Origin of the sequence: Streptomyces sp. NBC_00704 (assembly GCF_036226605.1) — a bacterium.
Classification (GTDB): Bacteria; Actinomycetota; Actinomycetes; order Streptomycetales; family Streptomycetaceae; genus Streptomyces.
The window spans coordinates 6,876,832-6,901,945 of record NZ_CP109000.1; the positions used below are offsets into that span (position 1 = coordinate 6,876,832).

The window sequence follows — 25,114 nt, forward strand, 5'->3', positions numbered from 1 at the left end:
ATGATGATCTCGGCAAAGGCCGGTTCAAGCCGGGGCCGAACCGGGTCCGGGCAGGGGTGCGGGCCGGTCCGCCGGACCGGGGCCGATCGGGCCCGAACGGGCGGTGAACACGGCCCCGTCGGCATCCGATAGCCTCAGCCGACATGCCGCCCGCCTGGCGCGGCCACCGGTGAGACGCCGGTGCGGCCAAGGGGCCGCCCCCCGTTGTGTACATGACCGGCGTGCGCGCCGGACCAGGGAGTGAGTTCGGTTGTCGACCGCCATCCTCACCGGCTCGCCGGTCCCCGGATCGTCGATCGAGGGCGATCTGCGGTCCCTCGGCTTCGACGTCCGCACCGCCGCCGACGCCGGTGACGCCGAGACCCTCCTCGCCGCCGTCCCGGGCGACGAACGCGTCGCCGTCGTGGACGCCCGCTTCGTGGGCCACGGGCACGCGCTGCGCCTCGGCCTCACCGACCCCCGCTTCCCGCTCGCCGCGATCCCGGGCGCGGTGACCGCGCAGCCGGCCGGCCGCCAGGCCCTGACCCGTGCGATGGCCCGCGAGAACTCCGCCTCCGCGGGGAGCGCCACGGCCGGCGCCCTCGCGCGGACCACGTCGAGCGTGGAGGACGTCGACAGCCTCGCCGACCGCATCGTCGCCTCCCTCGACGCCGACGGCGTCGACGTGCACCGCCCGGAGCTGGGCAGCCTCGTCGCCGAGGTCCCCGCCGACCCGCAGGCCCGCAACGAGGCACGCCAGGCCGTGGCCGCCGTGGACGACGAGGCCGTCCGGCTGAAGTCGGCCGTCAAGGCCCGCGACGGCTTCTTCACCACCCACTTCATCAGCCCGTACTCGCGCTATCTCGCCCGCTGGTGCGCCCGCCGCGGCCTCACCCCGAACCAGGTCACCACCGCCTCGCTGATCACCGCGCTGATCGCGGCGGGCTGCGCGGCCACGGGCACGCGCGCCGGGTTCGTCGCGGCCGGCGTCCTGCTCATCGCGTCCTTCGTGCTCGACTGCACCGACGGACAGCTCGCCCGCTACTCGTTGCAGTACTCCACGCTCGGCGCGTGGCTCGACGCCACCTTCGACCGGGCCAAGGAGTACGCCTACTACGCCGGCCTCGCGCTCGGCGCGTCTCGCGGCGGCGGCACCGACGACGTATGGGCGCTCGCGCTGGGCGCGATGATCCTGCAGACCTGCCGGCACGTCGTGGACTTCTCCTTCACCGAGGCCAACCACGACGCCACCGCCAACACCAGCCCCACCGCCGCCCTCTCCGACAAGCTCGACAGCGTCGGCTGGACGGTCTGGGTGCGGCGGATGATAGTGCTGCCCATCGGCGAACGATGGGCCATGATCGCCGTACTCACCGCCCTGACGACTCCGCGCATCACCCTCGTCGCGCTGCTGATCGGCTGCGCCTTCGCGGCGACCTACACCACCGCGGGACGGGTGCTGCGCTCCCTGACCCGCAAGGCCCGGCGCACCGACCGCGCGGCCCGGGCGCTGGCCGACCTCGCCGACACCGGCCCGCTCGCCGAACCGCTGATCCGCTTCGCGCCGGGCGGGCCCCGGCGCACCGCCCCCCTCGCCGCCGCCGTCGGCGCCGTCCTGGTGACCGGCGCCGCGTGGGCGTGGGGAGCGAGCTGGTGGCTCGTCCTGGCGGCGCTGGTCTACGTCGCGCTGTCCGCCGAGGCGCTCTCCCACCCCCTCAAGGGCGCCCTGGACTGGCTGATCCCGCCGTTCTTCCGGGCCGCCGAATACGGCACGGTCCTCATCCTCGCGGCGAAGTCCGGGGGCGGTGCGGCGCTTCCCGCGGCTTTCGGCCTGGTGGCCGCCGTCGCCTACCATCACTACGACACGGTGTACCGCATCCGCGGCAACGCCGGAGCGCCGCCGGCCTGGCTGGTGCGCGCCGTCGGGGGGCAGGAAGGGCGGACGCTGCTCGTGGCCGTGCTGGCCGCGCTGCTCACCGCCTCGCAGTTCGAGGTCGCGCTCACGGTGCTCGCCGTGGCCGTCGCCCTGGTGGTGCTCGCCGAGAGCATCCGCTTCTGGGTGTCCGCAGGGGCCCCCGCCGTACACGATGAAGGAGAACCCGCATGATCGGCCTCGTGCTGGCGGCCGGCGCCGGACGGCGTCTGCGTCCCTACACCGACAGCCTGCCCAAGGCGCTGGTGCCGGTGGGACCGGCCGGCATAGAGGGCGAGCCCACGGTGCTGGACCTGACGCTCGGCAACTTCGCCGAGATCGGTCTGACCGAGGCCGCGGTGATCGTCGGCTACCGCAAGGAGGCCGTGTACGAGCGCAAGGCGGCGCTGGAGGCCAAGTACGGCCTCAAGCTGACCCTGATCGACAACGACAAGGCCGAGGAGTGGAACAACGCCTACTCCCTGTGGTGCGGCCGCGACGCCCTCAAGGACGGCGTGATCCTCGCCAACGGCGACACCGTGCACCCGGTCTCCGTGGAGCGGACGCTGCTCGCCGCGCGCGGTGAGGGCAGGCGGATCATCCTCGCGACGGACACCGTGAAGTCCCTCGCCGACGAGGAGATGAAGGTCGTCGTCGACCCCGGCAAGGGCATGACGAGGATCACCAAGCTGATGGACCCGGCCGAGGCGACCGGCGAGTACATCGGCGTCACCCTCATCGAGGGCGACGCCGCCCCGGAACTGGCCGACGCGCTCAAGACCGTGTGGGAGACCGACCCGCAGCAGTTCTACGAGCACGGCTACCAGGAGCTGGTGAACCGCGGCTTCCGCATCGACGTGGCGCCGATCGGCGACGTCGCGTGGGTCGAGATCGACAACCACGACGACCTCGCCCGGGGACGGGAGATCGCGTGCCAGTACTGACCCGGCTGATCCCCTCGCCCGTCGTCGTCGACATCCGCCCCGGCGCCCTCGACGACCTGGTCGGGGTCCTCGCCGACGAGCGCATCTCGCACTCGGGCAAGCTCGCGATCGCCGTCAGCGGCGGCTCGGGCGCCCGGCTGCGCGAACGCCTCACCCCGGCGCTGCCCGGCGCCACCTGGTACGAGGTGGGCGGCGGCACCCTCGACGACGCCGTCCGGCTGGCCGGCGACATAAAGGCCGGCCACTTCGACGCCGTCGTGGGACTGGGCGGCGGCAAGATCATCGACTGCGCCAAGTTCGCGGCCGCCCGCGTCGGCCTCCCGCTCGTCGCCGTGCCCACCAACCTCGCGCACGACGGACTGTGCTCGCCGGTCGCCACCCTCGACAACGACGCGGGGCGCGGCTCCTACGGCGTGCCGAACCCGATCGCCGTCGTGATCGACCTGGACGTCATCCGCGAGGCCCCGGTGCGGTTCGTGCGCGCCGGCATCGGCGACGCGGTGTCGAACATCTCGGCCATCGCGGACTGGGAGCTGGCCAACCGGGTCAAGGGCGAGAAGATCGACGGCCTGGCCGCCGCGATCGCCCGCCAGGCCGGCGAGGCCGTGCTCCGGCACCCGGGCGGCATCCAGGACACCGGGTTCCTCCAGGTCCTGGCCGAGGCGCTGGTGCTCAGCGGGATCGCCATGTCGGTGTCGGGCGACTCCCGCCCCTCCTCCGGGGCCTGCCACGAGATCAACCACGCCTTCGACCTGCTCTTCCCCAAGCGGGCCGCCGCCCACGGCGAGCAGTGCGGCCTCGGCGCGGCCTTCGCGATGTACCTGCGCGGGGCGCACGAGGAGTCGGCCTACATGGCGCAGGTGCTGCGCCGCCACGGACTGCCGGTCCTGCCCGAGGACATCGGCTTCACGGTGGACGAGTTCGTCCGGGCCGTGGAGTTCGCCCCCGAGACCCGGCCCGGCCGCTACACGATCCTCGAACACCTCGACCTCAAGACCGAACAGATCAAGGACGTCTACGCCGACTATGTCAAGGCCATCGGTAGCTGAACTCAGACCGGTCGTGCACCCTCCGGGGGTGAAGGACCGGCGCAGCGGTGAGCACTGGATGGGACGCCTCTACATGCGCGAGGTGTCCCTGCGGGTGGACCGCTACCTGGTGACCACCAGGGTCACGCCCAACCAGCTCACGTACCTGATGACCGTCTTCGGCGTGCTCGCGGCCCCGGCCCTGCTGGTGCCGGGGATCTGGGGCGCGGTGCTCGGCGTGGTCTGCGTCCAGATGTACCTGCTGCTGGACTGCGTCGACGGCGAGGTCGCCCGCTGGAAGAAGCAGTACTCGCTGGCCGGGGTCTACCTGGACCGGGTCGGCGCGTACCTGACCGACGCGGCGGTGCTCGTCGGCTTCGGTCTGCGCGCCGCCGACCTGTGGGGCAGCGGGCGGATCGACTGGCTGTGGGCCTTCCTCGGCACCCTGGCCGCGCTGGGCGCGATCCTGATCAAGGCCGAGACGGACCTCGTCGGCGTCGCCCGTCACCAGGGCGGCCTGCCGCCGGTCAAGGAGGCGGCGTCCGAGCCGCGCTCCTCCGGCATGGCGCTGGCCCGCCGGGCGGCCGCGGCGCTCAAGTTCCACCGGCTGATCCTCGGCATCGAGGCGTCCCTGCTCATCCTGGTGCTGGCCGTCCTCGACCAGGTGCACGGCGACCTGTTCTACTCCCGGCTCGGCGTCGCCGTCCTCGCCGGGATCGCGCTGTTGCAGACGCTGCTGCACCTGGTGTCCATCCTCGTGTCGAGCAGGCTGAAGTGAGCGCCGCACTCAAGGTCGGCGCGGTCGTCATCACCATGGGCGACCGCCCCGACGAGCTGCGCGCCCTGCTCGACTCGATAGCCGGGCAGGACGGCGACCGCGTCGAGGTGGTCGTCGTCGGCAACGGCGCGCCCGTCCCGGCCGTCCCCGAGGGCGTCCGCACGGTCGAACTGCCCGAGAACCTCGGCATCCCCGGCGGCCGCAACGTGGGCATCGAGGCCTTCGGACCCAGCGGCCGCGACGTCGACGTCCTGCTGTTCCTCGACGACGACGGCCTCCTCGCGCGGCGCGACACGGCGGAGCTGTGCCGTAGGGCCTTCGCGGCCGACCCGAGGCTCGGCATCGTCGGCTTTCGGATCGCCGATCCGGACACGGGCGTCACCCAGCGCCGTCACGTGCCCCGGCTGCGCGCCTCGGACCCGATGCGCTCCTCCCGGGTCACCACCTTCCTCGGCGGCGCCAACGCCGTGCGCACCAAGGTCTTCGCGCAGGTGGGCGGCCTCCCGGACGCGTTCTTCTACGCCCATGAGGAGACCGACCTCGCCTGGCGGGCCCTCGACGCGGGCTGGATGATCGACTACCGGTCCGACATGGTGCTCCACCACCCCACGACCGCGCCCTCGCGGCACGCGGTGTACCACCGCATGGTGGCCCGCAACCGCGTCTGGCTGGCCCGCCGCAACCTGCCCGCCCCCCTGGTCCCCGTCTACCTCGGCGTGTGGCTGCTGCTGACCCTCGCCCGCCGCCCCTCGGGGGCCGCGCTCAAGGCGTGGTTCGGCGGGTTCCGGGAGGGATGGACCACGTCGTGCGGGCCCCGCCGGCCCATGAAGTGGCGTACGGTGTGGCGGCTCACCCGGCTGGGCCGGCCCCCGGTCGTCTGACAAGCTCGTCCCCGAGGACACCCCCGGGCCCCACCACGGGTCTCCCGGCTCCCGCCGGCCCGGTCAAGGCTGCGCATCCCGAAGACGAAAGTTCCTACTTGTGAGTGAGACAACGCATGACGTCGGAGTCGCCGTGAGCGCGCCTCCGTCGCCCGACGAGGGCCTCACGGCGGCGCAGCTGGCCGCCAAGTACGGGCTGGCCGTGAGCGGCGCCCGCCCCCGGCTGACGGAGTACGTCCGCCAGCTGTGGGGCCGCCGCCACTTCATCCTGGCGTTCTCCCGGGCGAAGCTGGCCGCGCAGTACAGCCAGGCCAAGCTCGGCCAGGTCTGGCAGGTGGCCACGCCGCTGCTGAACGCGGCCGTCTACTTCATGATCTTCGGCCTGCTCCTCGGCGCGGGCCGGGGGATGCCCAAGAACGTCTACATCCCCTTCCTCGTCACCGGCGTCTTCGTGTTCACCTTCACGCAGACCTCCGTGATGAGCGGCGTGCGCGCCATCTCCGGCAACCTCGGACTGGTCCGCGCCCTGCACTTCCCGCGCGCCTCGCTGCCCATCTCCTTCGCCCTGCAACAGCTCCAGCAACTGCTGTACTCCATGCTCGTGCTGTTCCTCGTGGTGATCGGCATGGGCAGCTACCCGGACCTGTCCTGGGCGCTGATCGTCCCCGTCCTCGCCCTGCAGTTCTGCTTCAACACCGGCCTGGCGCTGATCTTCGCCCGGGCCGGCGCGCACACCCCGGACCTGGCGCAGCTGATGCCGTTCGTGATGCGGACGTGGATGTACGCCTCCGGCGTGATGTTCTCCATCCCGGTCTTCCTCGCGGACAAGCCGCAGTGGGCGGCGAACATCCTGCAGTGGAACCCGGCCGCCATCTACATGGACCTGATGCGCTTCGCGCTCATCGAGGAGTACGACGCCGCGAACCTCCCCGACCACGTCTGGGCGGTCGCGGCCGGCTGGGCCGTGGTGGTCGCCGTCGGCGGCTTCGTGTACTTCTGGAAGGCCGAGGAGAGGTACGGCCGTGGTTGAGTCGCTCCCGGCGCAGCGCACGGGCGGGCGCGTGCCGACCGTCATCGCCGACGACGTCCACATCGTCTACCGCGTCAACGGCGTCAGGTCCGGCAAGGGCAGCGCCACCGCCGCGCTGAGCCGCATCGTCAAGCGGGGCTCCGACGACGCACAGCGCGGGGTGCGCAAGGTGCACGCGGTGCGGGGCGTGTCCTTCGTCGCCCACCGCGGCGAGGCCATCGGGCTGATCGGCTCCAACGGCTCGGGCAAGTCCACGCTGCTGCGCGCCATCGCGGGGCTGCTGCCGCCCGAGCGCGGCAAGGTCTACACCGACGGCCAGCCCTCGCTGCTCGGCGTCAACGCGGCCCTGATGAACGACCTCACCGGCGAACGCAACGTGACGCTCGGCGGCCTGGCCATGGGCATGTCCCGCGAGCAGATCAAGGAGCGCTACCAGGAGATCGTCGACTTCTCCGGCATCAACGAGAAGGGCGACTTCATCAGCCTGCCGATGCGCACCTACTCCTCCGGCATGCAGGCCCGGCTGCGGTTCTCCATCGCCGCGGCGAAGGACCACGACGTGCTGATGATCGACGAGGCGCTGGCCACCGGCGACGCCAAGTTCCGCCGGCGGTCCGAGGCACGGGTGCGGGAGTTGCGCGAGCACGCCGGCACCGTGTTCCTGGTCAGCCACAGCAACCAGTCCATCCGCGACACCTGCGACCGGGTCCTGTGGCTGGAACGGGGCGAACTGCGCCTGGACGGCCCGACCGAAGAGGTCCTCAAGGCGTACGAGAAGTTCACCGGCAAGTAGGGCGTTTCGGCCAGGGCCCCGCCGGAACTGTCCGGCGGGGCCCCGCGTCTGCAAAAGAAGCGTCAACTCGTGCTTCCCCAAGGAATCTTGACGCCAATCGGTGTGTTCTTGTGATGTCCGGGACACCCCCGAGATCCCTGCCGCGTTGTACAACGTAAGCTGGACCGGTCCCGAAACGCGGCAAGTGGGGCGATACTACGCGGCGCCCCTGGTCGGGGTCGCCGCGCGGACGGCCGGGCGGCGTGTCCGAAATAGTGCCTATTGGGTCGGCAGTGTAGAACGGGAGATGTGACGGCAATGGCTACGGAAACTCCCCAGCTCGACGCAGGCCGCGCCGTCCCGGCCACGGGCGGACGACGGTGACGGCGGCCACGGCGCCGCACACCGGCGACCCCGAACGGAGCACCCTCGCCAAAGCGGCGCACGAGAACTTCCCCGTGGCCCCGTTCTTCCTCCCCCGAGTCTGGCGCGAGGACCTCATGGCCGTGTACGGCTACGCCCGGCTCGTGGACGACATCGGCGACGGCGACCTGGCCCCCGGCGGCGAGGACGCCCGCCTCCTCGGCGTGCCGGCCGCCGGGGCCGGGGACCGCCTCGCGCTGCTGGACGCCTTCGAGGCCGACCTGCGCCGGGTCTTCGGCGGTTCCGACGGCCCGCCCCGCCACCCCCTGCTGCGCCGCCTCCAGCCGACCGTGCGCCGCCGCTCGCTCACCCCGGAGCCCTTCCTCGGCCTGATCGCGGCCAACCGCCAGGACCAGCTCGTCGCCCGCTACGAGACCTACGACGATCTCGTCGCCTACTGCGAACTGTCCGCCAACCCCGTCGGCCGTCTCGTCCTCGCCGTCACCGGCGCCGCGACCCCCGAGCGGATCCGGCGCTCCGACGCGATCTGCACCGCACTGCAGATCGTCGAACACCTGCAGGACGTGGCCGAGGACCTCGGCCGCGACCGCGTCTACCTGCCCGCCGCCGACATGAAGCGCTTCCACGTCCAGGAGGCGGACCTCGCCGCGCGCACCTCGAACGCCTCGGTGCGCGCGCTGGTCGCGTTCGAGGCGCAACGCGCGAGCGATCTCCTGAATGAAGGCGCCCCCCTGGTGGGTAGCGTCCACGGCAGGCTGAGACTGCTGCTCGCGGGCTTCGTGGCGGGGGGGCGGGCGGCGATCCGAGCGATCGCCGCCGCCGATCACGACGTACTTCCCGGCCCGCCCAAGCCCGGCAAGCTCCAGTTGCTGCGCGAGGCGGGCGTGACTCTGCGAGGAGAGGGGTGATCCGGAGCGTGGAGTCGTCACCGCACGCGTCCGCACCGGTACTCGCCGCCTACAGCTACTGCGAGACCGTCACCGGGCAGCAGGCCCGGAACTTCGCGTACGGCATCAGGCTGCTGCCCACACCGAAGCGCCGCGCGATGTCCGCGCTGTACGCGTTCTCGCGCCGCGTCGACGACATCGGCGACGGCGCGCTGGACGACGACGTCAAGGCCGCCAGGCTGGAGGACACCCGGGCGCTGCTGACCCGGGTCCGGGCCGGCGAGGTCGACGAGGACGACACCGACCCCGTGGCCGTCGCCCTCGCGCACACGGCCCGGGCCTTCCCGGTCCCGCTGGGCGGCCTGGACGAGCTGATCGACGGCGTCCTGATGGACGTGCGCGGCGAGACCTACGAGACCTGGGACGACCTGAAGACGTACTGCCGCTGCGTGGCGGGCGCCATCGGGCGGCTCTCGCTCGGCGTGTTCGGCACCGAGCCGGGGGCGCGCGGCGCCGAGCGCGCACCGGAGTACGCGGACACGCTCGGTCTCGCGCTCCAGCTCACCAACATCCTGCGCGACGTCCGCGAGGACGCCGAGGGCGGCCGCACCTATCTGCCCGCCGACGACCTCGCCAAGTTCGGCTGCTCGGCCGGGTTCGACGGCCCGAAGCCGCCGGAGGGCTCCGACTTCGCCGGTCTCGTGCACTTCGAGGTGCGCCGGGCCCGCACCCTCTTCGCCGAGGGATACCGGCTGCTGCCCCTGCTCGACCGGCGCAGCGGCGCCTGCGTCGCCGCCATGGCCGGCATCTACCGCCGTCTCCTGGACCGCATCGAGCGCGACCCCGAGGCCGTGCTGCGCGGCCGTGTCTCGCTGCCCGGCCGGGAGAAGGCCTTCGTCGCCGTGCGCGGGCTGTCGGGCCTGGACGCCCGGCACGTGTCGCGGCGCGCCGTCAGGAGGCACACCTGATGGACGCGGCGGGCGACGGGCAGGGCCAGGGCGGCGACGCCGCGGAAAAGCGGCGCGCAACCCTCCGACGCGGCGCGGCGTCCCTGACTGCGACGGCCTGCCGTGCAGAGTTCAGGCACCACGGCCGGCCCGCACGGGAGGGTGCACGATGAACGACGAGCAGCAGGCGGACGCGACGCGGGCGCCCGCCTCCCCGGGGCGCACCGCCGTCGTCGTCGGGGGCGGGATCGCCGGCGTCACCGCCGCGCTCGCGCTCGCCGACGCGGGCGTGCGCGTCACCCTGCTCGAAGGCCGCCCCCGGCTCGGCGGCCTGGCCTTCTCCTTCCGGCGCGGCGAGCTGACCGTCGACAACGGCCAGCACGTGTACCTGCGTTGCTGCACCGCCTACCGCTGGTTCCTGGACCGCGTCGGGGGCAGCGCCCTGGCTCCGCTGCAGGACCGTCTCGACGTGCCCGTCGTCGACGTCGCCAAGCCCGAGGGCCGGCGCCTGGGCAGACTGCGGCGCGACGCGCTGCCCGTGCCGCTGCACCTGGGTCGCAGCCTCGCCGCGTACCCGCATCTCTCCCTCGCCGAGCGCGTCGCCGTGGGCCGGGCGGCGCTCGCCCTCAAAGGGCTCGACCTCGCCGATCCCGCCCTGGACGCACAGGACTTCGGGAGCTGGCTGACCGCGCACGGCCAGTCCCCGCGCGCCGTCGAGGCCCTGTGGGACCTGGTCGGCGTCGCCACCCTCAACGCGGTCGCCGGCCAGTGCTCGCTCGGGCTGGCCGCGATGGTGTTCAAGACCGGCCTGCTCTCCGCCCCGGGCGCCGCCGACATCGGCTGGGCGCGCGTCCCGCTGGGCGAACTGCACGACGGGCTCGCCCGCAGGGCGCTGGACGCCGCGGGTGTGCGCACCGAGGTCAGAGCCCGCGTCACCGCCCTCTCCCGCGCGCAGGACGGGACATGGAGCGTGCGGATCCCGCAGGAGACGCTCACGGCGGACACGGTCGTCCTCGCCGTCCCCCAGCGCGAGGCGCACGACCTGCTGCCCGAGGGCGCGCTCGCCGACGCCGGACGGCTGCTGGAGATCGGCACCGCGCCGATCCTCAACGTCCACGTCGTCTACGACCGCAAGGTCCTCGACGCGCCCTTCCTCGCCGCGCTCGGCACCCCCGTGCAGTGGGTCTTCGACCGCACCCACGCCTCCGGACTGCGCGACGGCCAGTACCTCGCCCTGTCGCAGTCCGCCGCGCAGGACGACATCGACCTGCCCGTCGCCGCCCTGCGCGAGCGCTACCTGCCCGAACTGCGCAGGCTGCTGCCGGGCGCGCGCCGCGCCGGGGTGCGGGACTTCTTCGTCACCCGGGAGCGCACGGCGACGTTCGCCCCCACCCCCGGCGTCGGCCGCCTGCGGCCCGGCGCCCGCACCGAAGCCCCCGGCCTGTACCTGGCCGGTGCGTGGACCGCCACCGGGTGGCCCGCGACCATGGAGAGTGCGGTCCGCAGCGGCGTGAACGCGGCGGACGCCGCGCTGAGCGCCCTCGGCCGGCCCCGACCCCGCCGTCGCTTCGACTCCGAGGAGACGGCCCACTGCATCGTCGCGGGGGACACCCCCCGAGCCTCCGGCCGGGAGCCGGAGGGAACCGGCGTTCCCCTGCGAGGGGGCGCCCGGTGAAGTTCGATCAGCACGGCCCGGCACACCCCCGCACCCCCTCCGGCACCGCGACAAGAGGAGAAAATGTGCCCACTGTGCCCCAGGCCTCACCGGCCGCTCGGCGGACCGCGGTGGACGTGACCGCGCTCCTGGAGCGCGGCCGCACCCTGGCCACACCGGTGCTGCGGGCGGCCGTCGACCGACTCGCCCCGCCCATGGACACGGTCGCCGCCTACCACTTCGGCTGGATCGACGCCCAGGGCAACCCCACCGACGGCGACGGCGGCAAGGCCGTGCGCCCGGCGCTCGCCGTGCTCTCCGCCGAGGTGGCGGGAGCCGCGCCCGAGGCCGGCGTCCCCGGCGCGGTCGCCGTGGAACTGGTCCACAACTTCTCCCTCCTGCACGACGACCTGATGGACGGCGACGAGCAGCGCCGCCACCGCGACACCGTCTGGAAGGTCCACGGTCCCGCCCAGGCCATCCTGGTCGGCGACGCGCTGTTCGCCCTCGCCAACGAAGTCCTGCTGGAACTCGGCACGGTGGAGGCCGGCCGCGCCACCCGCCGTCTGACGACGGCCACCCGCGCCCTCATCGACGGCCAGGCCCAGGACATCTCCTACGAGCACCGCGACCGCGTCAGCGTCGAGGAGTGCCTGGAGATGGAGGGCAACAAGACCGGCGCGCTGCTCGCCTGCGCCTCCTCCATCGGCGCGGTGCTCGGCGGCGCGGACGACCGCACCGCCGACACGCTGGAGAGGTACGGCTACCACCTCGGCCTCGCCTTCCAGGCCGTCGACGACCTCCTCGGCATCTGGGGCGACCCGGAGGCCACGGGCAAGCAGACCTGGAGCGACCTGCGCCAGCGCAAGAAGTCCCTGCCGGTGGTGGCCGCCCTCGCGGCCGGGGGCCCGGCCTCCGAGCGGCTCGGCGAGATGCTCGCCGCCGACGCCAAGAGCAACGACTTCGAGAACTTCTCCGAGGAGGAGTTCGCGGCCCGCGCGGCCCTGATCGAGGAGGCGGGCGGCCGCGACTGGACCGCCGGGGAGGCACGCCGTCAGCACACCGTCGCCATCGAGGCCCTGAACTCCGTCGACATGCCCGAACAGGTCCGGGACCGGTTCACGGCGCTCGCGGACTTCGTCGTCGTACGAAAGAGATGATCACTATCGGTCGAATAGCCCTCGCGTAGTCGCCGGCCGGTGTGCGAGGAGAGGACACCGGCCGACGGCGGACCCACAGCAGACGCAACGACATGCACACTGCACGAAGGGGAAGCCATGACAGCGACGACCGACGGAAGCACCGGGGCCCTGCCGCCCCGCGCTGCCGCGGCCAGCGAAACCGACATCACCATCCCCGTGGCGGCCGGGGTACAAGAAGCCGCCGCACGCGCGATGCGGCTCGCCACGGACTTCCTGCTCGCCCGGCAGGACGCCGAGGGCTGGTGGAAGGGCGACCTGGAGACCAACGTCACCATGGACGCCGAGGATCTGCTGCTGCGCCAGTTCCTGGGCATCCGCGACGAGCCGACCACCCGCGCCGCCGCCCTCTTCGTGCGCGGCGAGCAGCGCGAGGACGGCACCTGGGCCACCTTCTACGGCGGCCCGCCCGACCTGTCCGCCACCGTCGAGGCGTATGTCGCGCTGAGGCTGGCCGGCGACGCCCCCGACGCCCCGCACATGGCCCGCGCCTCCGCCTGGGTCCGCGACCAGGGAGGCATCGCAGCCGCCCGGGTCTTCACCCGGATCTGGCTGGCCCTGTTCGGCTGGTGGAAGTGGGAGGACCTGCCCGAACTGCCGCCCGAGCTCTTGTTCTTCCCTAAATGGTTCCCGCTGAGCATCTACAACTTCGGCTGCTGGGCCCGGCAGACGATCGTGCCCCTGACCGTCGTCTCCGCCAAGCGCCCGGTGCGTCCGGCGCCGTTCCCGCTCGACGAGCTGCACACCGACCCCGCGAACCCCAACCCGCCCAAGCCCCTTGCCCCGGTCAACAGCTGGGACGGACTCTTCCAGCGCCTCGACAAGGTGGTGCGCGGCTACCGGTCGGTCGCGGTGCGCAGACTGCGCCGGGCGGCCCTGAACTCCGCCGCGCGCTGGATCATCGAGCGCCAGGAGAACGACGGCTGCTGGGGCGGGATCCAGCCGCCCGCCGTGTACTCGGTCATCGCCCTGCACCTGCTCGGCTACGACCTCGAACACCCGGTCATGCGGGCCGGGCTGGAGTCCCTGGACCGCTACACCGTGTGGCGCGAGGACGGCGCCCGGATGATCGAGGCCTGCCAGTCGCCCGTGTGGGACACCTGCCTGGCCACCATCGCTCTCGCCGACGCCGGACTGCCCGCCGACCATCCCCAACTGGTCAAGGCCGCCGACTGGATGCTCGGCGAACAGGTGGTGCGCCCCGGGGACTGGTCGGTGCGCAGGCCCCAACTCCCGCCCGGTGGCTGGGCGTTCGAGTTCCACAACGACAACTACCCCGACATCGACGACACCGCCGAGGTCGTCCTCGCACTGCGCCGGGTCCGCCACCACGACCCCGAGCGCATGGACCGGGCCATCGCGCGCGGCGTGCGCTGGAACCTCGGGATGCAGTCCCGCAACGGCGCCTGGGGCGCCTTCGACGTCGACAACACCAGCCCGTTCCCCAACCGGCTGCCGTTCTGCGACTTCGGCGAGGTGATCGACCCGCCGTCCGCGGACGTCACCGCGCACGTCGTCGAGATGCTGGCGATCGAGGGCCTCTCGCACGACCCGCGCACCCGGCGCGGGATCGAGTGGCTGCTCGCCGAACAGGAGCCGGACGGCTCCTGGTTCGGACGCTGGGGCGTCAACTACGTCTACGGCACCGGGTCCGTGGTGCCGGCGCTCACCGCCGCGGGCCTGTCGGTGCGGCATCCGGCGATCCGCGCGGCGGTCGGCTGGCTGGAGCGGGTGCAGAACGACGACGGCGGCTGGGGCGAGGACCTGCGCTCCTACCAGGACCCCGCGCGCTGGAGCGCCCGCGGGGCGTCGACGGCCTCCCAGACGGCCTGGGCGCTGATGGCCCTGCTGGCGGCGGGGGAGAAGGACTCCCCGGCCGTCGAACGGGGCGTGGCCTGGCTGGCCCGGACCCAGCGGGAGGACGGCTCCTGGGACGAGCCGTACTTCACCGGCACCGGCTTCCCCTGGGACTTCTCGATCAACTACCACCTCTACCGGCAGGTCTTCCCGCTGACCGCGCTCGGCCGCTATGTGAACGGAGAGCCCTTCAGTAAGCGGCCCGTCCCGCACACGGCGTCCGCCGAGGGCAAGGGGAGCTGATGAGCGCACAGCCCGTCCCGGCGCCGCTGCTGATCGCCTGCGCGCTCGGCATCGAGCACCTCGCCCTGCGCATGGGCGACCGCGGCGGCGCCGACGGGCCGGTCACCGTGCTGCGCACGGGCATGGGGCCCCGGGCGGCCGAGCGCTCGGTCACCCGCGTCCTGGCCGACCCGGTGCTGGGCGGGGCGGCCGTGCTGGCCACGGGCTTCTGCGCCGGACTCGCCCCCGGCATGCACCCCGGCGACCTGGTCGTCGCCGACGAGACCCGGGACCCGCGCGGCCGCGTGCCCTGCGAGGGCACCGAGCTGCTCGTCAAGGAACTGGTGCGCACCCTGCCCGGACGGACCGTCCACACCGGCCCGCTCACCGGCTCCGACCACGTGGTCCGCGGTCACGAGCGGGCCGACCTGCTCGCGACCGGCGCGATCGCGGTCGACATGGAATCGGCGGCCACGCTCCTGAGCGCCGTGCGCGCCGAGCCGCGCCCGGTTGCGGCCGTCCGGGTGGTCGTGGACGCTCCGGAACATGAACTCGTCCGGATCGGCACGGTACGCGGTGGAATATCGGCTTTCCGCGTTCTTCGCTCCGTCCTGCCTGCTTTTTTCGAATGGCACCGTAATGTTCTGCTCCCCCGGAGGTGAGCCACATGGCCATGCCGCTGCGCCAGTCCATCAAGGTCGCTACATACCTGGCTGAACAGAAGCTTCGCAAGCGGGACAAGTTCCCGCTCATCGTCGAGCTGGAACCGCTCTTCGCCTGCAACCTGAAGTGCGAGGGCTGCGGCAAGATCCAGCACCCGGCGGGAGTGCTCAAACAGCGCATGCCGGTCGCCCAGGCCGTGGGCGCGGTGCTGGAGTCCGGTGCGCCGATGGTGTCCATCGCCGGCGGCGAGCCCCTGATGCATCCTCAGATCGACGAGATCGTGCGGCAGTTGGTCGCCAAGCGGAAGTACGTCTTCCTCTGCACCAACGCGATGCTGCTGCGCAAGAAGCTGGAGAAGTTCACCCCTTCCCCCTACTTCGCGTTCGCCGTGCACATCGACGGCCTGCGCGAACGCCACGACGAGTCCGTGGCCAAGGAGGGCGTGTTCGACGAGGCCGTGGCGGCCATCAAGGAGGCCAAGCGGCACGGCTTCCGGGTCACCACCAACTCGACCTTCTTCAACACCGACACCCCGCAGACCGTCGTCGAGGTCCTCAACTACCTCAACGACGACCTCAAGGTCGACGAGATGATGATCTCGCCCGCCTACGCCTACGAGAAGGCCCCCGACCAGGAGCACTTCCTGGGCGTCGAGCAGACCCGCGAGCTGTTCAAGAAGGCCTTCTCGGGCGGCAACCGGCGCCGCTGGCGGCTCAATCACTCGCCCCTGTTCCTGGACTTCCTGGAGGGCAAGGCCGACTTCCCGTGCACGGCGTGGGCCATCCCGAACTACTCGCTCTTCGGCTGGCAGCGCCCCTGCTACCTGATGAGCGACGGGTACGTGCCGACCTACCGCGAGCTGATCGAGGACACCGACTGGGACAAGTACGGCCGGGGCAAGGACCCGCGCTGCGCCAACTGCATGGCGCACTGCGGCTACGAGCCCACCGCCGTCCTGGCCACGATGGGGTCGCTCAAGGAGTCCCTGCGCGCCCTGCGCGAGACCGTCAACGGGAACCGGGAGTGACGGCGTGAGCGCCGTCTCCCTGGGCCTTCCCGGGACGCCGGTCCGGCCGGTGGCCCCGCGGCGCGAGTCGCGGCGGATCCAGGTCGGCCCGGTGGCGGTCGGGGGCGGCGCCCCGGTGTCGGTGCAGTCGATGACGACGACGCGTACGTCGGACATCGGTGCGACGTTGCAGCAGATCGCGGAGCTGACGGCGTCGGGGTGTCAGATCGTGCGGGTGGCGTGTCCGACGCAGGACGACGCGGACGCGTTGGCGACGATCGCGCGCAAGTCGCAGATCCCGGTGATCGCGGACATTCACTTCCAGCCGAAGTACGTGTTCGCCGCGATCGAGGCGGGGTGTGCGGCGGTGCGGGTCAACCCGGGCAACATCAAGCAGTTCGACGACAAGGTGCGGGAGATCGCGAAGGCGGCGAAGGAGCACGGCACGCCGATCCGGATCGGGGTGAACGCGGGCTCGCTGGACCGTCGTCTGCTGCAGAAGTACGGCAAGGCGACGCCTGAGGCGCTGGTGGAGTCGGCGCTGTGGGAGGCGTCGCTGTTCGAGGAGCACGACTTCCGCGACATCAAGATCTCGGTCAAGCACAACGACCCGGTCGTGATGATCGAGGCCTACCGGCAGCTCGCCGCGCAGTGCGACTACCCCCTGCACCTCGGTGTCACGGAGGCGGGTCCGGCGTTCCAGGGCACGATCAAGTCGGCGGTCGCCTTCGGCGCGCTGCTCTCGCAGGGCATCGGCGACACCATCCGGGTCTCTCTGTCGGCGCCGCCGGTGGAGGAGGTCAAGGTCGGCAACCAGATCCTGGAGTCGCTCAATCTCAGGCAGCGGGGCCTGGAGATCGTCTCGTGTCCGTCCTGCGGCCGTGCCCAGGTCGACGTGTACAAGCTGGCGGAGGAGGTCACGGCCGGTCTGACCGGTATGGAGGTCCCGCTGCGGGTCGCGGTGATGGGCTGTGTCGTCAACGGTCCCGGTGAGGCCCGCGAGGCCGACCTCGGCGTCGCCTCCGGCAACGGCAAGGGCCAGATCTTCGTCAAGGGCGAGGTCATCAAGACCGTCCCGGAGTCGAAGATCGTGGAGACCCTCATCGAGGAGGCCATGAAGCTGGCCGAGCAGATGGAGGGCGAAGGCGTCGCTTCCGGCGTCCCCGCCGGCACGGGAAAACCGGCCGTGACGGTGAGTTGAGGCAAGGCACGGACCGAGAGGGGGCCCGACGTGACGATCCTGGAGACCATCCGGCAACCACGCGACCTGAAGGCGCTGTCCGAGGCGGAACTCGGTGAACTGTCCGAAGAGATCAGGGAGTTCCTGGTGCACGCGGTCGCCAGGACCGGCGGCCACCTCGGACCCAACCTGGGCGTGGTGGAGCTGACCATCGCCCTGCACCGGGTCTTCGAGTCGCCGGCCGACCGCATCCTGTGGGACACCGGTCACCAGAGCTATGTGCACAAGCTGCTGACGGGACGTCAGGACTTCTCCAAGCTGCGCGGCAAGGGCGGCCTGTCCGGCTACCCCTCCCGCGAGGAGTCCGAGCACGACGTCATCGAGAACAGCCACGCCTCCACCGCGCTCGGCTGGGCCGACGGCCTCGCCAAGGCCCGCCAGGTGCAGGGCGGGTCGGGGCACGTGGTCGCGGTCATCGGCGACGGCGCGCTCACCGGCGGCATGGCCTGGGAGGCGCTCAACAACATCGCGGCGGCCAAGGACCGGCCGCTCATCATCGTCGTCAACGACAACGAGCGCTCCTACGCGCCGACCATCGGCGGGCTCGCCAACCACCTCGCCGCCCTGCGCACCACCGACGGCTACGAGAAGGTGCTGGCCTGGGGCAAGGACGTGCTGCTGCGCACCCCGGTCGTCGGGAACACGGTCTACGAGTCGCTGCACGGCGCGAAGAAGGGCTTCAAGGACGCCTTCGCGCCGCAGGGCATGTTCGAGGACCTCGGCCTGAAGTACGTCGGTCCGATCGACGGCCACGACCTGGGGGCCGTCGAGTCCGCGCTGCGGCGGGCCAAGCGCTTCCACGGTCCGGTGCTGGTGCACTGCCTGACCGAGAAGGGGCGCGGTTTCGAACCGGCCCTCGCGCACGAGGAGGACCGCTTCCACACCGTCGGCGTGATGGACCCCCTCACCTGCGCCCCGCTCGCGCCGGCCGCCGGGCCGTCGTGGACGTCCGTCTTCGGCGACGAGATCGTGGCGATCGGCGAGGAGCGCGACGACGTCGTGGCGATCACCGCGGCGATGCTGCACCCGGTGGGCCTCGGCAGGTTCGCCGAGCGCTTCCCCGACCGGGTCTGGGACGTCGGCATAGCCGAGCAGCACGCGACCGTCAGCGCCGCGGGCCTGGCGACGGGCGGGCTGCACCCGGTCGTCGCCGTCTACGCCACCTTCCTCAACCGGGCCTTCGACCAGCTGCTGATGGACGTGGCCCTGCACCGCTGCGGCGTCACGTTCGTCCTGGACCGCGCCGGGGTGACCGGCGTCGACGGGGCGTCCCACAACGGCATGTGGGACATGTCCGTGCTCCAGGTCGTGCCGGGACTGCGCATCGCGGCCCCCCGCGACGCACGTCAGCTGCGCGCACAGTTGCGCGAGGCGGTCGCGGTGGACGACGCTCCGACGCTGGTCCGCTTCCCCAAGGAGTCGGTCGGACCGGACGTGCCGGCCGTCGACCGGGTGGGCGGCATGGACGTGCTGCACCGGGGCGAGCGGGCGGACGTGCTGCTGGTGGCCGTCGGCGTGATGGCGCCGGTGTGCCTCCAGGCCGCCGGGCTGCTCGCGGCCCGCGGCGTCGGCTGCACGGTGGTGGACCCCCGGTGGGTCAAGCCCGTCGACGCGGCCCTGCCCGGGCTCGCCGCCGGGCACCGGCTGGTGGCCGTCGTCGAGGACAACAGCCGTGCCGCCGGCGTCGGATCGGCGGTGGCGCTGGCGCTGGGCGACGCCGAGGTCGACGTGCCCGTGCGCAGGTTCGGGATCCCGGAGCAGTTCCTCGCGCACGCCAAACGCGGCGAGGTGCTCGCCGACATCGGGCTCACGCCCGTCGAGATCGCCGGCCGGATCGGCGCGAGCCTGGCCGTCGGGGACGCCGGGGCCGTGGCCGGCGCGGCAGCCGGTCCGGTCGAGGAGCCAGTCAAGGAGAAGGCGGAATGACCACGGAGTTCGACCTCGGCGCCCTGCTGGCCGAGCGCGGAGCCGAGCGCTACGAGCTGCACGGCAAGTACCTCAACCACCAGCTGCCGCGCATGCTGCACACCATCGGCTTCGACAAGGTCTACGAGCGCGGCGAGGGCGCGTACTTCTGGGACGCGGACGGCAACGACTACCTCGACATGCTCGCCGGGTTCGGGGTGATGGGCCTGGGCCGCCACCACCCCGTCGTCCGCAAGGCGCTGCACGACGTCCTCGACGCCCGGCTCGCCGACCTCACCCGCTTCGACTGCCAGCCGCTGCCCGGCCTGCTGGCCGAGAAGCTGCTCGCGCACAGCCCGCACCTGGACCGGGTGTTCTTCGGCAACAGCGGCACCGAGGCGGTGGAGACCGCGCTGAAGTTCGCCCGCTACGCCACGGGCCGGCCCAGGGTCCTGTACTGCGACCACGCCTTCCACGGGCTCACCACGGGCTCGCTGTCGGTGAACGGCGAGTCGGGCTTCCGGGACGGGTTCGCGCCCCTGCTGCCCGACACCCCCGTCCCGCTCGGCGATCTCGACGCGCTGGCCGCGGAGCTGGCGAAGGGGGACGTCGCCGCCCTGATCGTCGAGCCGATCCAGGGCAAGGGGGTGCACGAGGCGCCGCCCGGCTATCTGCGCGCCGCCCAGGAGCTGCTGCACCGGCACAGGGCGCTGCTCGTCGTGGACGAGGTGCAGACCGGACTCGGCCGGACCGGCGACTTCTACGCCTACCAGCACGAGGACGGCGTCGAACCGGATCTGGTGTGCGTGGCCAAGGCGCTGTCCGGCGGGTACGTCCCGGTGGGCGCGACGCTGGGCCGGGACTGGATCTTCAAGAAGGTCTACTCGTCGATGGACCGGGTGCTGGTGCACTCGGCGAGCTTCGGCTCCAACGCCCAGGCCATGGCGGCGGGGCTGGCCGTGCTGGCCGTCATGGAGAACGAGCAGACCGTCGCGAACGCAAGGCTGACGGGTGACCTCCTGAAGTCCCGGCTCGCGGCGCTGACCGACCGGTACGAGCTGCTGGCCGACGTCCGGGGCCGCGGGCTGATGATCGGCATCGAGTTCGGCAGGCCTCGCTCGCTGAAGCTGCGCAGCCGCTGGGCCATGCTCCAGGCGGCGCGCAAGGGGCTGTTCGCGCAGATGGTGGTGGTGCCGCTGCTCCAGCGCCACCGGATCCTCACCCAGGTCTCCGGCGACCACCTGGAGGTGATCAAGCTGATCCCGCCGCTGGTCATCGGCGAGGCGGAGGTGGACCGGTTCGTCGACGCCTTCACCGCCGTGATGGACGAGGCGCACAGCGGCGGCGGGCTGATGTGGGACTTCAGCAAGACGCTGGTGAAGCAGGCGGTCGCCAACCGCTGAGCGAGGGGGCGGTCGGTTCCCTCGGCCGTGGGATCCAGCCGGTTTGCCTCTGAGGCAAGGAATTTGCCACAGAGGCAAATCCGGCGTCCAATGAAGTCATGAACCCGCCCGTGCCGGAGCCCTCGGCCCAGCAGGCCGAGGCCGCTCTGCCCGCCGTCGCCCCCCAGCTGCGCGCCCTGCGCCGCCGGGCCGCCCTCACCCTGGAGGCCGCGGCCCGCGCCGCCGGGCTGTCGCCCGCGCACCTCTCCCGACTGGAGACCGGACAGCGCCAGCCGTCGCTGCCGATGCTGCTCACGCTCGCGCGGGTCTATGGTACGACCGTCTCGGATCTGCTCGGCGAGACGGTCGCCGACCGGGACGCCGTCGTCCGCGCCGCCGCCATGGAGCCCACCCGCGCCGGCGGCTGGACCTACTGGCAGGCCGGCGCGTCCGGCCGCGGGATGCAGGCCCTGCGCGTACAGGTCCCGCACGGCTCCCAGGGCGACATCGTGCGCGTGCATCCGGGGGAGGAGTGGCTGCACGTCCTGAAGGGCCGGCTGCGCCTGCGCCTCGGCGACACCACGGACCTGCTGGGCCCCGGGGACAGCGCGCACTTCGACTCGCTGACCCCGCACCGCATCGCCGCCCAGGACCCCGACGGCGTCGAGCTCCTCTTCGTCCACACCTTGTTGCAGAGCCCTGCCGCCACGCTGTGCCTGGGGCCGAACCCGTCCGAGAACGGAGTCACGTCATGAGCGACTACGAGGAGAAGTTCCCCCGCACGCTCTGGATCCGGCTGATCATCTACATCGCCGTCGGACACGTCTTCGCCGCGTTCCTGTGGCTGCTGTTCGAGGTGGGCGCCAGCCAGTAGAGGGGAGCGGGGCCCGCGGGCGCCGTCAGTCGAGGAGTCGGTCGCGCAGCCGCTCGCGGGTCTCGGGGGAGAGCCCGAGACCCTGCTCCAGATAGGCGTCGGACCCGCCCCAGATCTCCTCCACGGTCTCGAACGCCGCCGCCAGGTACTCCTCGCGGGCGTCGAAGAGGGGGCTCAGCAGCTCCATGATCTCGGGGGAGTAGGCCTCGCCCGAGGCGGAACTGCGGCGCACCTTGTAGCGGCGGTGCAGGGCGTTGGACTCCAGGTAGTCCCCGAGGATCGCGTCCCGCTCCACGCCCACGGCCAGCAGCGTCACCGCCACGGACAGGCCCGCGCGGTCCTTGCCCGCCGCGCAGTGCATGAGGGCCGGGAGGCTGTCCTCGGCCAGCGAGTGCAGCACCCGCGCGTGCTCGGCCGTCCGCTCCCTGACCATCGAGCGGTAGGAGGCGGTCATCCGGTTCGCGGCCTTGCCGTCGCCGAGGATGCCGCGCAGCTGGTCGACGTCGCCGTCACGGACCATCTGCCAGAACTCGGCGCCGTCCGCCGGGTCCGACAGGGGCAGGTTGACGTTGCGCACGCCCGGCAGTTCGACGTCCGGGCCCTCCAGCCTCTGGTCCGCGGCGTTGCGGAAGTCGAAGATCGTGTGCAGGCCGAGGCCGGACAGGAACGCGGCGTCCTCGTCGGTCGCGTGCGCGAGGTGACCGCTGCGGAAGAGCACGCCGTGACGCACGCGCCGGCCGTCCACGGTCGGCAGACCGCCCACGTCCCGGAAGTTGCGCACGCCGGCCAGCTCGGGCTCGGTCGACGGGATCTGCTGCGTCACTGGGGCTCCCTCCCTGTCGGTCACCGTCGGCGCGGCTCCTGGTGGCCGACGGGACATCTCCCCGACCATACGACATGGGTACCCGGGGCAACGGGTTGTCCACAGGACGTCCGCCCAGGTGGGAGTCGGGTCGCCGAGGGTTGCCCGACGGGCCGACCGCACTCGATGATGTCGGTGTTTGATCGCACCTGTTCGAAAGTGGGGGCTTGATGCCCGAGATCGCCGACAACGGCCGTACGTGGCTCCTTTCGGGGCCCACGAGCAGCTATGCCCTCCATCTCACCGAGGCCGCCGAGCTGGTCCATCTGCACTGGGGCCCGCGCATCGCGCTCGCGGACGCCGAGGCGCTCGCCGCGCTCGCGCCGCAGGAGCGCGGCGCCTCCTTCGAGGCCCCGCTCGACGGGCACGAGGAGTACCCGGTCGAGGGCGGCCCCCGCTTCGTGCGGCCCGCCCTGTCCGTGCGAACCGAGGAGCGGCGCGGCACCGAGTGGACCTTCGAGGCCCACGAGAGCGACGGCGACGAGCTGCGGCTGCGCTTCCGCGACGCCGGCCTCGCGCTCACCCTGCACTATCGGATGCGCGGCGACGTCGTCGAGCGGTGGGCCACCGTGCGCAACGAGGGCGAACCGCCCCTGGAGCTGCTGCGCGCCGACTCGGCCACCTGGACCCTGCCGCTGCGCGACGCATGGCGGCTGTCCCAGCTGCACGGCCGCTGGGCCGCCGAGTCGCGGCTGACGCGGTCCCCGCTCACCTACGGCGAGAAGGTCATCGGCAGCCGCCGCGGCCACACCGGACACCAGCACCTGCCCTGGGTCGCCCTCGACACCGACGCCACCGAGGAGCGCGGCGAGGTCTACGGCTGCGCGCTGGCCTGGTCCGGCTCCTGGCGGATCGCCGTCGCCCAACTCCCCGACGCGCGCGTGCAGATCACCGGCGGGGCCGGATACGACGACTCGGGCCTGCTGCGCCTGGCCGCGGGTGAGGCCTTCACCACGCCCGTCTTCGCGGGCCTGTGGAGCGACGCCGGCTTCGGCGGGGCGAGCCGCGCCTGGCACGCCTACCAGCGCGCGCACGTCGTCCCGGACGCCGAGCAGGACCGGCCGGTGCTGTTCAACTCCTGGGAGGCGACCTACTTCGACATCTCCGAGGAGCAGCAGGCGGCCCTCGCGCGGCGGGCCGCGGCGATCGGCGTCGAGCTCTTCGTCGTCGACGACGGCTGGTTCGGGGCGCGCACCGGCGACCACGCCGGACTGGGCGACTGGCACGCCAACCCCGACCGCTTCCCTCACGGGCTCAAGCCCCTCGCGGACCAGGTGCACGACCTGGGCATGCGGTTCGGCATCTGGGTCGAGCCCGAGATGGTCAACCCGGACAGCGACCTCTACCGGGCGCACCCCGACTGGGTGCAGTTCCAACCGGGACGAAAGCGGACGGAGTTCCGCAATCAGCTCATGCTGAACCTCGCGCGCGAGGACGTCCAGGAGTACCTCTGGGAGCAGCTCCACGGGCTGCTCTCCAGCGCCCCGATCGACTACGTCAAGTGGGACTTCAACCGCTGCTTCACCGACGCCGGCTGGCCGGACGACGCCTACCCGCAGCGCCTGTGGGTCGACCACGTGCGGGCCCTGTACCGCCTGCTGGACCGGCTGCGGGAGGCCCACCCCGGCGTCGCCTTCGAGTCCTGTTCGGGCGGCGGCGGGCGCGTCGACCTCGGCATCATGAGCCGCACCGACCAGGTGTGGACCTCCGACAACACCGACCCGCTCGACCGGCTCGACATCCAGCACGGCTTCAGTCAGATCCATCCCGCGCGCGTCATGGCCGCATGGGTCACCGACAGCCCCAACGCCCAGCTCAACGGCCGGGTGAGTTCGCTGCGCTTCCGGTTCGTCAGCGCCATGGCGGGGGTCCTCGGCGTCGGCGGCGACCTCTCCGAGTGGAGCGAGGACGAACTCGCCGAGGCGCGTCGCTGGGTGGACCTCTACAAGGACATCCGGCCGCTCGTGCAGCAGGGCGACCTCTACCGGCTGCGCCCTCCGGCGGGCGGGCTGAGCGCCGTGCAGTACGTGCGCGGCGACGAGAGCGTCGTCCTCGCCTGGCTTCAGGCCCAGCGGTACGGCGAGCCCGTTCCCGCCCTGCGGCTGCGCGGACTCGACCCGACGGCGTCGTACGAATGCCGCGAAACGGGCGAAGTGCACCGGGGTGCGGTGCTGCTGCACCACGGACTCCGGGTCGGCCTGCGCGGTGACCTCGATGCGACGGTTATCCGACTGCGTCGCATCTGAGCTTTCTGTCCGAATTGAAGCCTTCGTTCCAACTCGCCGGGAAATAGGGGGGACTGGAGAACCGTCACGTGAGCAGCGTCATATCCGTGACCGTACGTCGCGCGTCATGTTCACGTAATTCGCGTGGTTCTCCTGTGCCTTGAGGGTGGGAGAGGCACGTGTTTCACGCAGGGTGACGGGGGATCCCCGGCGGGGATCAAGAGAAACGCGTGAACGGTGCAACCTTCGCTTGTCTCCGTGCGTCCGGGTCGCTTACGTTCCACCCCAATCCGGACGGACGCCGAATCCTGCCACCGCCCGGATCCCGCACACTCACCCGTGCATGGCAGGAGCGGGGGACCCACAGGCACAACCGCCTGTTCCGGTTCCCGGAACAGGCTAGGGGTCAAGTCGCGCCTCGGCGCGGCCGGGCATCTCCAGCCCGCACCCGACAGCTCACCTCGCAGGCGCCGGAGAGGAATT

Annotated in this window: 22 protein-coding genes and 1 riboswitch; of the genes, 21 read left to right on the top strand and 1 reads right to left on the bottom strand. The window is 72.2% G+C overall.

Annotation, left to right across the window (positions count from 1 at the left end; translation table 11 throughout):
• The first annotated feature begins 250 nt into the window (after window positions 1-250).
• The 20 genes from OG802_RS29845 to OG802_RS29935 all read left to right on the top strand — a co-directional run bounded on the left by OG802_RS29845 (window position 251) and on the right by OG802_RS29935 (window position 21,544).
• Window positions 251-2,086 (top strand): DUF5941 domain-containing protein, encoded by a 1,836-nt coding sequence (locus tag OG802_RS29845; RefSeq protein ID WP_329415441.1) that lies wholly within the window; start codon window positions 251-253, stop codon window positions 2,084-2,086.
• The gene (locus OG802_RS29850; protein ID WP_329415443.1) at window positions 2,083-2,835 is read left to right on the top strand and encodes a phosphocholine cytidylyltransferase family protein; all 753 of its coding nucleotides are present in this window, start codon (window positions 2,083-2,085) and stop codon (window positions 2,833-2,835) included. Before OG802_RS29845 ends, OG802_RS29850 begins: the two co-directional genes overlap by 4 nt.
• On the top strand, window positions 2,823-3,884 hold the full coding sequence (locus OG802_RS29855; RefSeq protein WP_329415446.1) for an iron-containing alcohol dehydrogenase family protein: 1,062 nt from the start codon (window positions 2,823-2,825) through the stop codon (window positions 3,882-3,884). The genes OG802_RS29850 and OG802_RS29855 overlap by 13 nt, the downstream gene beginning before the upstream one ends.
• On the top strand, window positions 3,862-4,641 hold the full coding sequence (locus OG802_RS29860) for a CDP-alcohol phosphatidyltransferase family protein (protein ID WP_329415447.1): 780 nt from the start codon (window positions 3,862-3,864) through the stop codon (window positions 4,639-4,641). The genes OG802_RS29855 and OG802_RS29860 overlap by 23 nt, the downstream gene beginning before the upstream one ends.
• Window positions 4,638-5,522, top strand: a complete 885-nt coding sequence (locus OG802_RS29865; RefSeq protein ID WP_329415450.1) for a glycosyltransferase family 2 protein — start codon at window positions 4,638-4,640, stop codon at window positions 5,520-5,522. Before OG802_RS29860 ends, OG802_RS29865 begins: the two co-directional genes overlap by 4 nt.
• Before the next feature lie 100 nt (window positions 5,523-5,622).
• The gene (locus tag OG802_RS29870; RefSeq protein ID WP_329415452.1) at window positions 5,623-6,552 is read left to right on the top strand and encodes an ABC transporter permease; all 930 of its coding nucleotides are present in this window, start codon (window positions 5,623-5,625) and stop codon (window positions 6,550-6,552) included.
• Window positions 6,545-7,345, top strand: coding sequence for an ABC transporter ATP-binding protein (locus tag OG802_RS29875; protein ID WP_329415454.1), 801 nt, complete (start codon window positions 6,545-6,547; stop codon window positions 7,343-7,345). Before OG802_RS29870 ends, OG802_RS29875 begins: the two co-directional genes overlap by 8 nt.
• Before the next feature lie 359 nt (window positions 7,346-7,704).
• On the top strand, window positions 7,705-8,616 hold the full coding sequence (hpnC, locus tag OG802_RS29880; RefSeq protein ID WP_329415457.1) for a squalene synthase HpnC: 912 nt from the start codon (window positions 7,705-7,707) through the stop codon (window positions 8,614-8,616).
• Window positions 8,613-9,563 (top strand): presqualene diphosphate synthase HpnD, encoded by a 951-nt coding sequence (hpnD, locus tag OG802_RS29885; RefSeq protein ID WP_329415459.1) that lies wholly within the window; start codon window positions 8,613-8,615, stop codon window positions 9,561-9,563. Before hpnC ends, hpnD begins: the two co-directional genes overlap by 4 nt.
• Window positions 9,563-9,715, top strand: coding sequence for a DUF6380 family protein (locus tag OG802_RS36025; RefSeq protein ID WP_443055399.1), 153 nt, complete (start codon window positions 9,563-9,565; stop codon window positions 9,713-9,715). Before hpnD ends, OG802_RS36025 begins: the two co-directional genes overlap by 1 nt.
• Window positions 9,712-11,217 (top strand): hydroxysqualene dehydroxylase HpnE, encoded by a 1,506-nt coding sequence (gene hpnE, locus OG802_RS29890; RefSeq protein WP_329415461.1) that lies wholly within the window; start codon window positions 9,712-9,714, stop codon window positions 11,215-11,217. The genes OG802_RS36025 and hpnE overlap by 4 nt, the downstream gene beginning before the upstream one ends.
• The gene (locus tag OG802_RS29895; RefSeq protein ID WP_329415463.1) at window positions 11,214-12,356 is read left to right on the top strand and encodes a polyprenyl synthetase family protein; all 1,143 of its coding nucleotides are present in this window, start codon (window positions 11,214-11,216) and stop codon (window positions 12,354-12,356) included. Before hpnE ends, OG802_RS29895 begins: the two co-directional genes overlap by 4 nt.
• 117 nt (window positions 12,357-12,473) lie before the next feature.
• Complete coding sequence (shc, locus tag OG802_RS29900) at window positions 12,474-14,495, top strand: squalene--hopene cyclase (protein ID WP_329415466.1); 2,022 nt, start codon at window positions 12,474-12,476, stop codon at window positions 14,493-14,495.
• Window positions 14,495-15,136: a phosphorylase family protein gene (locus OG802_RS29905; RefSeq protein WP_329415468.1), complete on the top strand. Its 642-nt coding sequence runs from the start codon at window positions 14,495-14,497 to the stop codon at window positions 15,134-15,136. The genes shc and OG802_RS29905 overlap by 1 nt, the downstream gene beginning before the upstream one ends.
• 5 nt (window positions 15,137-15,141) lie before the next feature.
• Entirely contained in the window at window positions 15,142-16,164 is a 1,023-nt protein-coding gene (gene hpnH / locus OG802_RS29910; protein ID WP_329415469.1) for an adenosyl-hopene transferase HpnH, read from the top strand.
• Window positions 16,165-16,168: 4 nt separating this feature from the next.
• The gene (ispG, locus tag OG802_RS29915; RefSeq protein ID WP_329415471.1) at window positions 16,169-17,344 is read left to right on the top strand and encodes a flavodoxin-dependent (E)-4-hydroxy-3-methylbut-2-enyl-diphosphate synthase; all 1,176 of its coding nucleotides are present in this window, start codon (window positions 16,169-16,171) and stop codon (window positions 17,342-17,344) included.
• A 30-nt stretch (window positions 17,345-17,374) separates the two neighbouring features.
• Entirely contained in the window at window positions 17,375-19,309 is a 1,935-nt protein-coding gene (gene dxs, locus OG802_RS29920) for a 1-deoxy-D-xylulose-5-phosphate synthase (RefSeq protein ID WP_329415474.1), read from the top strand.
• A complete protein-coding gene (locus OG802_RS29925) occupies window positions 19,306-20,691 on the top strand; it encodes an aspartate aminotransferase family protein (RefSeq protein WP_329415475.1) in 1,386 nt (461 codons plus the stop codon). The genes dxs and OG802_RS29925 overlap by 4 nt, the downstream gene beginning before the upstream one ends.
• Before the next feature lie 98 nt (window positions 20,692-20,789).
• Window positions 20,790-21,425, top strand: a complete 636-nt coding sequence (locus OG802_RS29930) for a helix-turn-helix domain-containing protein (RefSeq protein ID WP_329415477.1) — start codon at window positions 20,790-20,792, stop codon at window positions 21,423-21,425.
• The gene (locus OG802_RS29935) at window positions 21,422-21,544 is read left to right on the top strand and encodes a DUF6126 family protein (RefSeq protein WP_329415478.1); all 123 of its coding nucleotides are present in this window, start codon (window positions 21,422-21,424) and stop codon (window positions 21,542-21,544) included. The genes OG802_RS29930 and OG802_RS29935 overlap by 4 nt, the downstream gene beginning before the upstream one ends.
• A 25-nt stretch (window positions 21,545-21,569) precedes the next feature.
• Here the strand turns inward: OG802_RS29935 and OG802_RS29940 are convergent, their stop codons facing one another.
• A complete protein-coding gene (locus tag OG802_RS29940; protein WP_329415480.1) occupies window positions 21,570-22,367 on the bottom strand; it encodes a tyrosine-protein phosphatase in 798 nt (265 codons plus the stop codon).
• 209 nt (window positions 22,368-22,576) lie between these two features.
• Here OG802_RS29940 and OG802_RS29945 point away from each other — a divergent pair, with 209 nt between their 5' ends.
• Window positions 22,577-24,652, top strand: a complete 2,076-nt coding sequence (locus OG802_RS29945) for an alpha-galactosidase (protein ID WP_329415482.1) — start codon at window positions 22,577-22,579, stop codon at window positions 24,650-24,652.
• Window positions 24,653-24,936: 284 nt separating this feature from the next.
• A riboswitch (cyclic di-AMP (ydaO/yuaA leader) is annotated at window positions 24,937-25,114 on the top strand.

Bases quoted from the DNA above. Each gene is read 5' to 3' on its own strand.
- hpnE (WP_329415461.1), top strand. From the start codon at position 9,712: ATGAACGACGAGCAGCAGGCGGACGCGACGCGGGCGCCCGCCTCCCCG.
- OG802_RS29935 (WP_329415478.1), top strand. From the start codon at position 21,422: ATGAGCGACTACGAGGAGAAGTTCCCCCGCACGCTCTGGATCCGGCTG.
- OG802_RS29945 (WP_329415482.1), top strand. From the start codon at position 22,577: ATGCCCGAGATCGCCGACAACGGCCGTACGTGGCTCCTTTCGGGGCCC.
- OG802_RS29930 (WP_329415477.1), top strand. From the start codon at position 20,790: ATGAACCCGCCCGTGCCGGAGCCCTCGGCCCAGCAGGCCGAGGCCGCT.
- OG802_RS29905 (WP_329415468.1), top strand. From the start codon at position 14,495: ATGAGCGCACAGCCCGTCCCGGCGCCGCTGCTGATCGCCTGCGCGCTC.
- OG802_RS29850 (WP_329415443.1), top strand. From the start codon at position 2,083: ATGATCGGCCTCGTGCTGGCGGCCGGCGCCGGACGGCGTCTGCGTCCC.
- OG802_RS36025 (WP_443055399.1), top strand. From the start codon at position 9,563: ATGGACGCGGCGGGCGACGGGCAGGGCCAGGGCGGCGACGCCGCGGAA.
- hpnH (WP_329415469.1), top strand. From the start codon at position 15,142: ATGGCCATGCCGCTGCGCCAGTCCATCAAGGTCGCTACATACCTGGCT.
- shc (WP_329415466.1), top strand. From the start codon at position 12,474: ATGACAGCGACGACCGACGGAAGCACCGGGGCCCTGCCGCCCCGCGCT.
- OG802_RS29860 (WP_329415447.1), top strand. From the start codon at position 3,862: ATGTCAAGGCCATCGGTAGCTGAACTCAGACCGGTCGTGCACCCTCCG.
- OG802_RS29925 (WP_329415475.1), top strand. From the start codon at position 19,306: ATGACCACGGAGTTCGACCTCGGCGCCCTGCTGGCCGAGCGCGGAGCC.